Raw genomic sequence first — 13,023 nt, 5'->3', positions numbered from 1 at the left:
TCGGCAGGCGCGCAAGCGGCCGCGCTTTCAAAAAGCGGCGATTGCCGCGCGGGTCAGGATGGTTTGCGCGTCTTCGCGGTCCGGATATCGGCGAGCATCGACCGGACGGCCGGTGAGAGCGCCAATTGCTTGGCACGGCAGGCCGGGCCCGGGCCGCGCATATAGTGCAGTTCCGGCCGATAGGGATGGAAAGCCTTGGCGACGAAAGCCCGCCAGAAGGCGCGGAATTCGGCGAACAGCGTCGCCTCGCCTTTGATCGCCGGACGCGAAAGGGGTGCTGAAATAATGGTAGCCATGACGTGGCCTCAACTGTTTGGTCGCGGTTCTGCCGCGAAAATCGCCGTTTTCCGGCGTTGCGAACGAGTTTTGGCCTGATTTATTAAAAGATGGTTTCAATTGTCGTGATTCGGCGCACACATGGTGTCGAACCCGTAATCACCCGTGGTGAATGGACGCAACGTGGTGAACGGATGGAAAACGCACGCCCCGCGGTTGCGCTTTCGGGGGCCGGCCGTTACATCGGCGGCAGCAAAATTTCCAAAAATCCTCTCGTTTGCAGGGACCGCGAATGGCGCGCCAGTTCATCTATTTCATGCAGGGTCTGACCAAGGCGTACCCGACCCGCAAAGTGCTCGATAACATCCATCTGAGCTTCTACCCGGACGCCAAGATCGGCGTGCTCGGCGTCAACGGCTCGGGCAAGTCGACGCTGCTCAAGATCATGGCTGGTCTCGACAAGGAATATAACGGCGAGGCCTGGGTCGCCGAGGGCGCCCGCGTCGGCTATCTCGAGCAGGAACCGCAGCTCGATGCCACGCTCTCGGTTCGCGAGAACGTCATGCAGGGCGTCGCCAAGCAGAAGGCGATCCTCGACCGCTACAACGAGCTGGCCGTCAACTATTCGGACGAGACCGCCGACGAGATGACCAAGCTGCAGGACGAGATCGAGGCGCAGGGCCTGTGGGATCTCGACAGCAAGGTCGACCAGGCGATGGACGCGCTGCGCTGCCCGCCCGACGATGCCGACGTCACGAAACTGTCGGGCGGTGAACGCCGCCGCGTCGCGCTGTGCCGCCTGCTGCTCGACCAGCCGGAATTGCTGCTGCTGGACGAACCGACCAACCATCTCGACGCCGAGTCGGTGTCGTGGCTGGAAGGCCATCTGCGCAACTATCCCGGCGCGATCCTGATCGTCACCCACGATCGCTACTTCCTCGACAACGTCACGAGCTGGATCCTCGAGCTCGATCGCGGCCGCGGCATCCCCTACGAGGGCAACTACTCGTCCTGGCTGGTGCAGAAGCAGAAGCGGCTCGAGCAGGAAGGTCGCGAAGATGCCGCGCATCAGAAGACGCTGGCCCGCGAGCAGGAGTGGATCGCGTCCTCGCCAAAGGCGCGTCAGGCCAAGTCCAAGGCACGCTACCAGCGCTATGAGGATCTGCTGAAGCAGGCCAGCGAAAAGCAGACCCAGACCGCGCAGATCACGATTCCGGTGGCCGAGCGTCTCGGCCAGAACGTCGTCGACTTCGAAGGCCTCAGCAAGGGCTTCGGCGACCGCATGCTGATCGACGATCTCACCTTCAAGCTGCCGCCGGGCGGCATCGTCGGCGTGATCGGTGCCAACGGCGCCGGCAAGACCACGCTGTTTCGGATGATCACCAAGCAGGAGGAGCCGGACAAGGGCTCCATCACGGTCGGCGAAAGCGTTCATCTCGGCTACGTCGACCAGTCGCGCGACGCGCTCGACGGCAAGAAGACGGTGTGGGAGGAGATCTCCGGCAACAACGAGCTGATCCTGCTCGGCAAGAAGGAAGTCAACTCGCGCGGCTATTGCTCGTCGTTCAACTTCAAGGGCGCCGACCAGCAGAAGAAGGTCGGCGCGCTGTCCGGCGGTGAACGCAACCGCGTCCATCTCGCCAAGATGCTGAAGTCGGGCGCCAACGTGCTGCTGCTCGACGAACCGACCAACGACCTCGACGTCGACACGCTGCGCGCGCTGGAAGAGGCGCTGGAGGATTTCGCCGGTTGCGCCGTCATCATCAGCCATGATCGCTGGTTCCTCGACCGCATCGCGACCCACATCCTGGCCTTCGAGGGCGACAGCCACGTCGAATGGTTCGAGGGCAACTTCCAGGATTATGAAAAGGACAAGATGCGCCGGCTCGGCCAGGACAGCATCATTCCGCACCGCGTGAAGTACAAGAAGCTGACGCGGTAACCGGTTCAAGCGGTCGAACGCGGCCATCGCGCCGCGCTCGGTTGTTCCCCTTTGCAGGATCGTGACGGCATCGCGGCGCAATCTGCGGCCAGTTGTCGCTTTTCAAGCGCGCGGGATTGCGTAGATAGAGCGCTCCGCAATTTCAATTCCGCGAGCACTCCAACATGTCCGCTGTTTCCGACGCGCGTGCCCCTCTAAAGGGCCGCTCGCTGCGTCCCGTTCCGATGCTGATCTTCGGATCGCGCTGGCTGCAACTGCCGCTCTATGTCGGCCTGATCATCGCCCAGGGCGTCTATGTCGTGCTGTTCCTCAAGGAACTGTGGCACCTGTTCGCCCATGCCTTCGACTTCAGCGAGCAGCAGATCATGCTCGCCGTCCTCGGCCTGATCGACGTCGTCATGATCTCGAACCTGCTGGTGATGGTGATCGTCGGCGGCTACGAGACCTTCGTCTCGCGGCTCAATCTGCAGGGACATCCGGACGAGCCGGAATGGCTCAGCCACGTCAATGCCAGCGTGCTGAAGATCAAGCTGGCGATGGCGATCATCGGCATCTCCTCGATCCATCTGCTGCGCACCTTCATCGAGGCGGGCGCGCTGTCGTCCGGCAAGGGCACCTATACCGAGACCGGCGTGATGTGGCAGACCATCATCCACTGCGTCTTCATCCTGTCGGCCATCGGCATCGCCATCGTCGACAAGCTGTCGAACGACTCGATCGAAGGCGCCAAGCAGCAGGTTGGGCATTAAAGCGCGATGAGATCAGGTTGTATCGTCATCGCGCTTCAGCTCTTTGTTTGAGCATGATCTTTTCGGAAAACCGCTTCGCACTTTTCCGGATCATGCTCTAGCGCGGCCGCTGAAGGTTCACAGCAATCCGGTGTCGTGATAAGGCTCACGGCACTGGATATCGCGGGTGTTCGCCGAAGGGCGCGCCCGTTGGACCGCTGCGTGAACAGGTCGTTGCATTTGGCATTCCTCCGCGCGCTTGCCTTCGGGCTCCTGCTGGCATCCTCGTCCGCCGTCGTGTCACCTTCGCACGCCGCCGACGCCGCGTTCGCCCAGTTCATCGCCTCGGTATGGCCGGAAGCCGAGGCCGCCGGCGTGTCGCGTGAAACCTTCGATCGCGAGACGCGCTCGCTCGAGCCCGACTACAAGCTGCCCGACCTGATCCTGCCCGGACGTCCGAAGACCGGCGCGCCGGCGCAGGCCGAGTTCGTGCAGGTGCCGGCCGATTACATCAAGGAAGCCTCGATCGCGCGGCTTGCCGCGGAGGGGCAGCGGCTGTTGCAGAAGCATCGTTCCTCGCTCGATGCGATCGAGAAGCGGTTCGGCGTTCCCGCCACGATCGTGCTCGCGATCTGGGGCCGCGAAACCGACTACGGCCGCTATTCGCTGCCCTACGACACGCTGCGCGTGGTGGCGACGCAGGCCTATGTCGGCCGCCGCAAGGATCAGTACCGCACCGAGTTCATTCTGGCGCTGAAGATCCTCGGCGAGGGTGTGGTGACGCGCAAGGAGATGCGGTCGTCCTGGGCGGGGGCGACCGGCTACACCCAGTTCCTGCCGTCGGAGTATTACAAGCACGGCGTCGATCTCGACGGCGACGGCCGTGTCGACATCTGGCATTCGGTGCCGGACGCGCTCGCCTCCGCGGCGCAGCAGCTGGTCAACAAGGGCTGGCAGCCCGGCGTGCGCTGGGCCTACGAGGTCACGGCACCCGCCAATGCCGATTGCACGACAGGCGTGCCTGAGGTGACGAAACCGATCGGCCAGTGGCTGCGGGCAGGCTTCGTGCCGGTGCGCGGCGAGAAGCTCAGCGCCGCCGAGCAGGCGCAATCGGCCTCGCTGCTGCAGCCGGAAGGGATCTACGGTCCGGCCTTCCTGACCACGCCGAACTATTTCGTGATCAAGGAGTACAATTTCTCCGATCTCTACGTGCTGTTCGTCGGCCATCTCGCCGACCGCATGACGAGCCCGCAGCCGTTCGCGACGCCATGGTCGGCGTCGAAGCAGCTGCGCTCCGCCGATGTCGAGGCGATGCAGCAGCAGCTGACGAAGATCGGCCTCTACAAGGACAAGCTCGACGGCAAGGCCGGGATGCAGACCCGCGCGGCGCTCGGCGCCTATCAGAAGCAGGCCGGGCTGAAGGTCGATTGCTGGCCGAGCGAGGCGGTGCTGCGCGCGATGAACGGGCAGCGCTGATCCCAAGGTCCGCTCGGTGACGGAAAACAAAAACCCGGCCGCGAGGCCGGGTTTTCGAGTGTGATGCTGAAAGCGTGTCGGTCGATCAGTCGCAAACCTGGATGCGACGGAAACGCCAGCCGTAGCCGTCCCAGAAGCGCTCACGCACCCAGCGGCACGGAGCTTCTTCGACGTAGGTCGGGGCCGGTGCAACATAGACCGGGGCCGGGCGAGCGCCCGCGATCGCGCCGCCGAGCAGGGCGCCGCCGATCAGGCCTCCGGCAACGCCGGCCGCGACGGCGCCGCCGTCACCAGCCTTGGCGGCCGGAGCAACCGCCAGCGAACCGGCAATCGTGGTAACGGCGACAAGGGCAGCTAAAGTCTTCTTCATGTCTTTGGCTCTCCTGGAAGGTGGTGGCGTCGTGCTCCGACGCCGGGTTGAGGTGACTCGCACGCTGATCTCGAACTGCTGTCTTGCTAAACAGCGCAGAACAGTCAACCGAAAGTAAACGCCCGCAGGCTCATCGCGCAAAAAAGCGGTTTTTTCTGGCCATCTACAGCAGACGTCCCGGACAAACAGTCGGTTTTCCGGGACATCTGGTTCGATTTAATCTCGATGAACGGCGATCAATCGCACACGCGGACGCGGCGAACGCGCCAGGTGTAGCCGTCCCAGAAGCGCTGGCGCTGCCAGAAGCAGTCGGGGCCGTAACCGGGCTCGGCGACATAGGCCGGACCGGGCGCGTAGTAGCCATAGCCCGGACCGTAATAGCCGTTCTGCGAAGCGATCGCGCCACCGACGATGGCGCCGCCGATCAATCCCGCAGCGACGCCGGCGGCGACACCGCGTTGTGCCTGGGCGGGGGCGGGCACCGCCACAGCCGAAACCGCCAGAGTGGCGGCGGCGCAAAGCGCCAGCAATGTCTTCTTCATGACCTCACCTTTCTCACGGGAGCAGGGACAGCGTGCGTTGGCGATCTGTCTCGCCTGAGGGTTCCATATTCCGCTTGAATGATCAATGAACGACGCTGCCGTATTCGCGTCCAAATGCTTGCAGCTTTTGGAATATCTTGCAACGCACATGCCTGAGCGCAGGTGCTCGCCGCGGTTCGCGGCGACGGCAGCGGGAATTGGGCCTGCCAGACCGGCCCGGCGGGCTTGGTATTCCCGAAAGCCCGGGCCGGCCGATTTAGATTCATTCCAATATGAATCCCGCATCAGTTTGGAATTGCTACAAGAACTGCTTTTTCCTTTTGCATCCCGCGGGCGCCGACAATATCCATATTGGCAAGCATCACCCGTTGGACCCTGCCTTCTCTGATGATTGTCTGTTCCTGTAACGTCCTCAGCGACCACGATGTCCGCAACGCCGTCAATGGCGGTGGGTCCGTGACCCGAAATGCCAAGCAGGTGTACGGCTGCCTCGGCTGCAGTGCCGAATGCGGCCGCTGCGCGCGCACCATCAAGGCCATCATCGACGAGGCGCTCGGTCCCTGCGCCAAGGCCTGCTGCTCCGGCTGCCCCCACAGCGGCCATCCCCACGCCGCCAACGAAGACGCCGAGCCGGCCACCGAATTCGCGCTCGCGGCCTGCTAAGTCAATCTTCGGGTCCGAACCGAAGCTCCAGCTCCCGTTTCGACGCGTTTTCTTCCCCGCGAACCGGCTTTGCCGTCGCCGGAACGCCTTAGCCTCTGCCGATCCATCCGAATCCGGTTATCCACGCGCTGCTTCCGCGAAGGGTTGCTCTCTCCGGTAATCTGACTTAGAAGCGTTCTAAATTCAGGTGGCCAACGGTGGCCACGACAGGTGGAGTGGATCATGCAAGGCGACCCGAAGGTCATCGATTATCTGAACAAGGGGCTGCGCAGCGAACTGACCGCCATCAATCAGTACTGGCTGCATTACCGGATGCTCAACAATTGGGGCCTCCTGGAGATGGCCAAGGTCTGGCGCAAGGAGTCCATCGAGGAGATGGAGCACGCCGACAAATTCGTCGATCGCATCCTGTTCCTCGACGGCTTCCCGAACCTGCAGGTGCTCGATCCGCTGAAGATCGGCCAGGACGTCAAGGAGATCATCGAGGCCGATCTGGCCGCCGAGATCGGCGCCCGCACGCTCTACCAGGAGGCGGCGACCTACTGCCACGGCGTCAAGGACTACGTCACCCGCGACCTGTTCGAGAAGCTGATGAAGGACGAGGAAGATCACATCGACTTCCTCGAGACCCAGCTCGACCTGATCAAGCGCATTGGTCTTGAGCTCTACACCCAGAAGCACGTCGGCCATCTCAAGGGCGAGGAGTCCTGAGCGGCTGCTTCGCGCGCGGAGAGCGGCGCCTGAAATGCGAGAGGCCGTCCTTGCGGGCGGCCTCTTTTGCTTTCGCGATCCGGATTGCTGCGGTGGCCGTCAGTAGCACCGGATGATGTTGATGGTGCGGTCGCCGCCGCGGCCGGGCACCGTGACGCTCTCGGTCGGGCAGCTCGACACATAGGGCCGATCCGACGGCACCACGGCCGGCGGATAGCGATGCGCCCAGTCCCACGGCACGTCCTGGGTGTAGGTGTAACGGACGTCGTTCGAGGCCGGCGCCGGGACCTCGGCGGCGAAGGGCACGCCGGCGACGGCGTCGTCGTAATATCCGCTGGTCCCCGGCAACACGATGCCTGGCGTCCGGACATGATGGCGGAACGCCGGATGGTGCGAGGAGAACGTGCCGCGCGGCGCGATTCCGGATCTCGCATGGGTCTCGGTCGAGACAGCGAGCAGCAGCGCTGCGGCGCCAAGGGAAGCCACAAGGAAAGCCATCAGGGACGCCATCAGCGCCCCGCTTGTTCGATAGGCCATTGTTCGAAGGGGCATGGCGCGCACCAACTCGCGGTTACGGAGCATTGTGCGGACGCTAGGCCGGGCCGCGTAGCGCCCGCAAACTCATCCTTAATTATTGGTTAAAAAGTAAGGTTAACAAGGAGTAATTGTCTCAAATTGGCGCGATCTCGCGCGCGGCGTCGTGCGCAGACGGCAGGCGCCGTTCAGGCGGCGTCCGCCGGAACGAAGCAGCTGATGATGATGCTGCCGCGGTGGCGCACGTACCACACGACGGCCTCGCCGACCGGGTTGCCGCGATCGCGGATCACGGCGCGCTCCGGCACCATCATCCACTCGCCTTCGATCGGCACCCAATAGGCGCCGTTGCGCACGTCATAGCTCGTGCGATGCCCATCGGAGATGTCGCAGCACGGCACGCCATTCGGCGCGATCACGCTCTTGAACCAGGCGCGGATATCCGGCGGCACGTTGTCGTATTGGCCATTGTCGAACGCCAGCGCCGCGCCCGCCATGACGACGAGCGGCGCAAGCACTGCGACATGCATGAGCTTTCGCATTGCCTTCCTCCGGCGGAAACTTCTGCGTGACCCGCGCATCGCGCCGCGCGAATCCGGTGTTTGCGCGATTAGGCACGAAGCGTGCGCGGGATGCATGCTCAAAGAATCAGCGAAGCCGCGCAGTGCCGTGTGATGCAGTGCGGAATCGTGATCCCGCTCGCTACATCGTCCGCTGCGGCGCGCTCTGCAGCAATTCCTGCAATTGCCGGGCATAGAATCTGGCATCGCCCGTCGTGAGATGCCCGCGTGTCTCGCTGCTCGGCGGGATCAGATCGATCTTGCCGTTCTTGATCCGCTTCACCGCGGCCTCGGTGACGCCGGTCTCCGGCGGATTGCGCTCATCGTCGGCCGCGTTGATCGCGAGCAGCGTGGCCTCGATCTTCTCCATCCCTGCCGACGGATCGTAGTCGTGCGAGGCCTCCCACTGGTAGATGGTGTCGTTGGCGTCGGCGGTGACCGGCAATGCCAGCTGGTCATCGACCATCTTGTCGGCCTGCGCCGTCGATGGCGCCAGCGTCTGGTAGCCGAGCGTGCCGCCGGCGCTGGCGAAGCGATAGGCGGCGACGGCGTATTTCATCATCCGCGGCGGGCTGATGTAGTTGCCGTTGTTGTAGTCGGGATCGTTGCGGATCGTGTCCAGCATCGTCCGCCGCAGGATCCAGTTGCGCGCCGCCATCGCCGTCGGCTGCGAGGCCATCGGCACCAGCGCGTCCATCATCTGCGGATAGCGCACGCCCCAGATCCAGGTGTGCATGCCGCCCATCGAATTGCCGATCACGAGCCGCAGATGCTTGATGCCGAGCCCTTCGGTGACGAGCCGGTACTGCGCGTCGACCATGTCGTTGTAGTCGTATTTCGGAAAGCTGGTCCGCATCGCATCCGACGGCTTCGACGATTTGCCGTGGCCGATGCCGTCGGGGATGATGATGTAATACTTGGTCGCGTCGAGCGGCTGGCCCGGGCCGAACAATTGGCCGGCAAAGGTCGGCGTCAGCATGCTGGCGGCCGAGCCGCCGGAGCCGTGCAGCACCAGCACCGGCTGTCCGGTCGGTGCGCCGACCGTGGTGTAGTGCAGCCGCAATTCCGGCATCACCTCGCCGCTATGGAACTTGAAGTCTTTCGCGATCCACTCGCCATCCTGCGGGGCGGGATAATCTGCAGCCATGGCCGGTACCGACATCGAGACGAGAGCGGCCACAAGCGCCGCGCACCAACGGAACATCATGCTTCTTCCCACCCGCGGCGTGTTTGTCCAGCCGCTTCGGTGCAAGCCTAGCATGAGGGAAAGCGTTGTCCGAGAGCTGCGCCGCGCGCTTGACGCACAAGTGTCCGGTTAACTCGCCTTCAGCACGTTGAGCGCATACCATCCCCAATAGACACGGTGACGCTGGATCAGGCCGTCCTCGATCTCCATCACCTCGACGAGATCCATCTGGTCGCCGTCCGGAGACTGGCGCGGATATTCCCAGGTCAGGATCCGGCCGTCGCTGAAGAAGCCCTGCTTGAAGCGCCGCCGTTGCGGCGGATTGGTACGGAACACGCGCGTGATGAACTCGCGCAACGCATCCCGGCCGCTGACGATGCCGTCTTTGGTTTGCATCAGATGCTGGACCAGCGGGCTCTCGATCGAGGCGTCGGGCGCATAGAGCACCAGCGCCGCCTCGAGATCCTTGTTGCCGAGGGCCTGGTCCCAGAGCCTGTAGATGCGTTCCGCGTCGTTGCTGCCGGCAGTCATGACTGTTCCCTTGCATTCGGTTGAACTGCACCGATTTGATCGGAAGCGGTCATCGTGACGTTTCAGGAAAATCTGAAATGAGTTCCGCAACGTCGCGAATGTCGGTAGGACGTTCCGGCGTGATCTGGAGGACGACGGTGGGATCACCCCAATCGGTGCAGACGGGATTTTCGCGGATCGCCGAGGCATTGGGCGATCCGGCGCGCGAGGCGATGGTGAGCGCACTGGCCGACGGCAAGGCGCTGCCTGCGGGCGAGCTTGCCGCGGTTGCCGGCATTTCTCCGCAAGGCGCCAGCGCGCATCTGCAGAAGCTGGTCGATGCCCGCGTGCTGTCGGTGTGGGCCCAGGGCAGGTTCAGATATTACAGGATCAGGGACGACGACGTCGCGGCGCTGATCGAGAACCTGGTCGATCTCGCGGCGAAAGCCGCGCCGGGGCGCAAGCGTGCGATGCCGGCCGAGCAGCTCAGGCAATCGCGCACCTGCTACCATCACCTTGCGGGCCAGCTCGGCGTGCTGCTGTCGAATGCGCTGATCCGCCGCCGCCTCGTCATCGTCGAGGGCCGCGAGGGGCGCGTGACCGAGCAGGGGCTGGCCTGGTGCCAGGCCGAAGCAATCGATTTCGATCCGGCGCGGCAACCGCATCTGCGGCTCTGCAACGACTGGACCGAGCGGGTGCCGCATCTCGCCGGTCCGTTCGCCAATGCCGTGCTGGCGCGGCTGGTCGAGATCCGCGCCGTTGCGCCGCATCGGATTCCGCGCGCGTTGCGGATCACCGATCGCGGGCGGGCCTTCTTCGATCGGCTCGGCGTGCAGATCCCGTTCTGAAGCCGCGCGAGCTAGAGCATGATCCGGAAAAGTCCCGCCCTAGCGGCCGTCCTCGACCTCGGTCTCCGGGCGGTCATTGCCGGAGGCGGTTTCGGTCAGCCATTTGCCGTCCGAGGTCTCGTACTGGATCGCCTCGGTGCGCCCGGGAACGCGCTGTTCGTTGGCGGCGCGCCGGGCGGCGGCAAGGGCCGCGGCATGGGTTGGAAACGGTTCCGAGAACACCCCGTTGACGGTATAGGCCCAGCCGCCGTCGTGCTGGACCACCTTGTAGATCACGTGGCTCATCCGGAACCTCGCTTCCGCCGTGGACGATGAGGCTGCCAGAATAGACCACGATGTCGTATTTTGCAGCAGCCGATCGTCTTGGAGAGAGCCGCCCGACCGTGGGGGCGAGGGAGACCGACATGTGCCGTAACATCAAGACGCTGTTCAACTTCGAGCCGCCCGCTACCGAGGACGAGATCCACGCCTCGGCGTTGCAATTCGTGCGCAAGCTGAGTGGCTTCAACAAGCCGTCGCAGTCCAATGAGGCCGCCTTCAACCTTGCCGTGACCGAGGTCTCGGACGCCGCGCGCAAGCTGCTGATCTCGTTGCAGACCGCGGCGCCGGCGCGCGATCGCGAGGTCGAGGCGGAGAAGGCGAGGGAGCGTTCGCGGCTGCGGTTCGGCTGAGGCGAGGCATACCGTGACGCAGGTCACGGTACCGCGTCACGTTTCCGGGCAGCATGGTCGTTCAGCCGACCTGGAGCCACCCCATGAAGCCCGCCGCCCTGCTTATAGTCTGTTCGATTGCGTTTGCCGTGCTCTGGACCTGCGGCATGCTGTGGTCGAGCGGCACGATCGACCTCGCCAACGTCATCATCCTGTCGGCATGCGGAGCGTTCGCGGGCGTCGCCTGGTACTACGCGATGCGCTGGGTGTTCCAGCTGATGCGGCTCGCCCGGCCATCCGATCCTCCGACCTCGCCGGGCGCCGAGCGCTGAGCATTGCGCGACACGGATTTCGCCGGCCGTGTCTTCGCGCGATGACAGGACGGGTCACTTCTTGTCCTTCTTGCGGTGCTTCTTCTTTTTCTTGTGATCGTCGTCCTCGTCGTCATCATCGGCAAAGTCGATCGCGTCGACATCGAGGGCGATCGCTTCGGCGGCCGCGCGCTCGGCGAGCTCCGCGGCTTCTCGCTCGGCAAGCTCTGCGGCCTCACGCTCCCTGGTGCGCTTGTAGTCTTCCCAGGCGTCGAAGATCATGTGCAGCCACGGCATCACCTGCTCGATCGACGGCAATTGGCCGGGCGGTCCGGCTTCACCGCGCGGTCCCGCCGGACCTTGCGGCCCCTGTGCACCGGCTTCGCCGCGTGGACCCTGCGCGCCTGCCTTGCCTTGCGCGCCCGGCTTGCCCTGGGGACCGGCCTTTCCGACCACGCCCGCCTTGCCCTGTGGACCCGGCTTGCCGCGCGCACCTTCCGGCCCCGGTCGCCCCGGATGTCCTTGCGGTCCGGGCTTTCCCGGCTCGCCCTGACGGCCCTGCGGCCCCTGTGCGCCTCGTGCCCCCTGGCGGGAAGTTGTCTCGTCAGCCACTGATATGCTCCGTCGCGATGTGAAGCCGCTTGTAACAGAGGTTGGACGACCGCTTCAATTCTGCCTGAAGGCGCCGATGCGAGCGATCAACAGTCATAATTCGATGCGACGATTGTGACGGAGGATGTGTTGCGGGTTCTGGACGGCAGCTACGGCGAAGGATCGCAACCGCTCGACATCGTCGTGACGCGACGCGATGTCCTTGACGAAGCGAGCTTTCGCGGCACCGGCGTGCTCGATCTCTATGCCGAGCTGTTTCCCGCGAGCGAGCGCGACAGCCCCGACGACATCGTGCGCTGGCTGCTGTCCGACGATGTCGGCGCGCGGCGGCAGTTCAGTGTCGGCGGCCACGAGATGTCCTATCGTCTCGACTCGCGCTGCTTCATCCTGCGCGCCGCCGGGCGCGCGATCGGGCTCGGCTTCTTCACCTACGATCACGCAAGCGAGCTGATCTTTTGCAACCATGTCGGCATCGCGAAGACGTGGCGCGGCGGCGGCCTGGCGCGCGCGTTCTATCGCGAGATGCTCGGCATGCTCGATGCGCTGTTTCCGCGCAATATCGGCGTGGTGCTCGAGGTCGAGCCGTTCGATCGCGATCTTCTGGAAGCGACCATCGCGGATCTCGAGCGGACGGGCAGGCGGCAGCTCGCGGCGGATGAGCAGGCCGCGATCCGCAGATTGCTCCGCGTCGGCTGGTACGACAAGCTCGGCTATTCGGTGTTCTCTGATGCGCGCACCGTGCGGCCGTTGTCATGCCGTTCGCCATGTCTTGATCCGTCCCAGCCCGCATCGGAGTGGGCAGGCGGCGAAGACAATTACTGGCTGATGTGGCAGGCGCGGACCGGCACACCTTCCGTGGAAACGCGCGCTGGGCCGCTGTGGCACAAGGCCGTCACCGCGATCTATGTCGAGATCCTGGCAAAATCCCTGGTCGCGGCGGATCCGAGCGGCCGGCGCGCCTATTGGGACTATGCGACCGCGCTGGTGGCCGAGACGCTGCAACGGATCGCGGCGGCCGACGTGCGTCTCGTACGTTGCCTCGGTAACGCCGACAGCGCGCTGCTGTCGCGCTGGCGGCATCTTGCGATCGAGCTGCCGATCTGA

At 64.3% G+C, this 13,023-nt stretch carries 18 protein-coding genes; 9 read left to right on the top strand and 9 right to left on the bottom strand.

The window, feature by feature from the left end:
• Positions 1–53: 53 nt before the first annotated feature.
• Positions 54–296 carry a hypothetical protein gene (locus BRSPCE3_RS16255; RefSeq protein WP_244066894.1) on the bottom strand — a complete coding sequence of 81 codons (243 nt, stop codon included), beginning with the start codon at positions 294–296 and terminating at the stop codon, positions 54–56.
• Between the two features lie 272 nt (positions 297–568).
• On the opposite strand from BRSPCE3_RS16255, the gene ettA reads away from it, so the two are divergent.
• The 3 genes from ettA to BRSPCE3_RS16240 all read left to right on the top strand — a co-directional run bounded on the left by ettA (position 569) and on the right by BRSPCE3_RS16240 (position 4,422).
• On the top strand, positions 569–2,218 hold the full coding sequence (gene ettA / locus BRSPCE3_RS16250) for an energy-dependent translational throttle protein EttA (protein ID WP_244066892.1): 1,650 nt from the start codon (positions 569–571) through the stop codon (positions 2,216–2,218).
• A gap of 164 nt (positions 2,219–2,382) precedes the next feature.
• The gene (locus BRSPCE3_RS16245; protein WP_244066891.1) at positions 2,383–2,967 is read left to right on the top strand and encodes a TIGR00645 family protein; all 585 of its coding nucleotides are present in this window, start codon (positions 2,383–2,385) and stop codon (positions 2,965–2,967) included.
• A gap of 252 nt (positions 2,968–3,219) precedes the next feature.
• Complete coding sequence (locus BRSPCE3_RS16240; RefSeq protein WP_244067259.1) at positions 3,220–4,422, top strand: lytic murein transglycosylase; 1,203 nt, start codon at positions 3,220–3,222, stop codon at positions 4,420–4,422.
• Positions 4,423–4,507: 85 nt separating this feature from the next.
• Here BRSPCE3_RS16240 and BRSPCE3_RS16235 read toward each other — a convergent pair whose 3' ends face one another.
• Both BRSPCE3_RS16235 and BRSPCE3_RS16230 read right to left on the bottom strand, forming a co-directional pair.
• Positions 4,508–4,792 carry a hypothetical protein gene (locus BRSPCE3_RS16235; RefSeq protein WP_029084043.1) on the bottom strand — a complete coding sequence of 95 codons (285 nt, stop codon included), beginning with the start codon at positions 4,790–4,792 and terminating at the stop codon, positions 4,508–4,510.
• Positions 4,793–5,028: 236 nt separating this feature from the next.
• Positions 5,029–5,334: a hypothetical protein gene (locus tag BRSPCE3_RS16230; RefSeq protein WP_050422015.1), complete on the bottom strand. Its 306-nt coding sequence runs from the start codon at positions 5,332–5,334 to the stop codon at positions 5,029–5,031.
• 387 nt (positions 5,335–5,721) lie between these two features.
• Here BRSPCE3_RS16230 and BRSPCE3_RS16225 point away from each other — a divergent pair, with 387 nt between their 5' ends.
• Complete coding sequence (locus tag BRSPCE3_RS16225) at positions 5,722–5,997, top strand: bacterioferritin-associated ferredoxin (protein ID WP_212017922.1); 276 nt, start codon at positions 5,722–5,724, stop codon at positions 5,995–5,997.
• A gap of 222 nt (positions 5,998–6,219) precedes the next feature.
• On the top strand, positions 6,220–6,708 hold the full coding sequence (gene bfr, locus BRSPCE3_RS16220) for a bacterioferritin (RefSeq protein ID WP_244066890.1): 489 nt from the start codon (positions 6,220–6,222) through the stop codon (positions 6,706–6,708).
• Between the two features lie 99 nt (positions 6,709–6,807).
• On the opposite strand, the gene BRSPCE3_RS16215 is transcribed toward bfr, so the two are convergent.
• The 4 genes from BRSPCE3_RS16215 to BRSPCE3_RS16200 form a co-directional block, all read right to left on the bottom strand.
• Positions 6,808–7,206, bottom strand: coding sequence for a hypothetical protein (locus BRSPCE3_RS16215; protein WP_244066888.1), 399 nt, complete (start codon positions 7,204–7,206; stop codon positions 6,808–6,810).
• Between the two features lie 224 nt (positions 7,207–7,430).
• A complete protein-coding gene (locus BRSPCE3_RS16210; RefSeq protein WP_244066886.1) occupies positions 7,431–7,784 on the bottom strand; it encodes a hypothetical protein in 354 nt (117 codons plus the stop codon).
• A gap of 160 nt (positions 7,785–7,944) precedes the next feature.
• A complete protein-coding gene (locus tag BRSPCE3_RS16205) occupies positions 7,945–9,006 on the bottom strand; it encodes an alpha/beta fold hydrolase (protein WP_244067258.1) in 1,062 nt (353 codons plus the stop codon).
• A gap of 111 nt (positions 9,007–9,117) precedes the next feature.
• Positions 9,118–9,519 (bottom strand): nuclear transport factor 2 family protein, encoded by a 402-nt coding sequence (locus tag BRSPCE3_RS16200; protein WP_244066883.1) that lies wholly within the window; start codon positions 9,517–9,519, stop codon positions 9,118–9,120.
• 137 nt (positions 9,520–9,656) lie between these two features.
• Here BRSPCE3_RS16200 and BRSPCE3_RS16195 point away from each other — a divergent pair, with 137 nt between their 5' ends.
• The gene (locus BRSPCE3_RS16195) at positions 9,657–10,346 is read left to right on the top strand and encodes a helix-turn-helix transcriptional regulator (RefSeq protein WP_244066881.1); all 690 of its coding nucleotides are present in this window, start codon (positions 9,657–9,659) and stop codon (positions 10,344–10,346) included.
• 39 nt (positions 10,347–10,385) lie between these two features.
• Here the strand turns inward: BRSPCE3_RS16195 and BRSPCE3_RS16190 are convergent, their stop codons facing one another.
• On the bottom strand, positions 10,386–10,631 hold the full coding sequence (locus BRSPCE3_RS16190) for a DUF2188 domain-containing protein (protein WP_016840968.1): 246 nt from the start codon (positions 10,629–10,631) through the stop codon (positions 10,386–10,388).
• Positions 10,632–10,750: 119 nt separating this feature from the next.
• On the opposite strand from BRSPCE3_RS16190, the gene BRSPCE3_RS16185 reads away from it, so the two are divergent.
• Positions 10,751–11,017 carry a DUF2277 domain-containing protein gene (locus BRSPCE3_RS16185; protein WP_244066877.1) on the top strand — a complete coding sequence of 89 codons (267 nt, stop codon included), beginning with the start codon at positions 10,751–10,753 and terminating at the stop codon, positions 11,015–11,017.
• Positions 11,018–11,100: 83 nt separating this feature from the next.
• Entirely contained in the window at positions 11,101–11,328 is a 228-nt protein-coding gene (locus tag BRSPCE3_RS16180; protein ID WP_244066875.1) for a hypothetical protein, read from the top strand.
• Between the two features lie 54 nt (positions 11,329–11,382).
• Here the strand turns inward: BRSPCE3_RS16180 and BRSPCE3_RS16175 are convergent, their stop codons facing one another.
• Positions 11,383–11,919, bottom strand: a complete 537-nt coding sequence (locus BRSPCE3_RS16175; RefSeq protein WP_244066874.1) for a collagen-like protein — start codon at positions 11,917–11,919, stop codon at positions 11,383–11,385.
• Positions 11,920–12,048: 129 nt separating this feature from the next.
• Here BRSPCE3_RS16175 and BRSPCE3_RS16170 point away from each other — a divergent pair, with 129 nt between their 5' ends.
• Complete coding sequence (locus BRSPCE3_RS16170) at positions 12,049–13,023, top strand: hypothetical protein (protein WP_244066872.1); 975 nt, start codon at positions 12,049–12,051, stop codon at positions 13,021–13,023.

This window comes from Bradyrhizobium sp. Ce-3 (assembly GCF_022835695.1).
Taxonomy (GTDB): domain Bacteria; phylum Pseudomonadota; class Alphaproteobacteria; order Rhizobiales; family Xanthobacteraceae; genus Bradyrhizobium.
The sequence above is the reverse complement of the archived record's forward strand: the minus strand, read 5'-3'. Positions and strand labels throughout refer to the sequence as shown.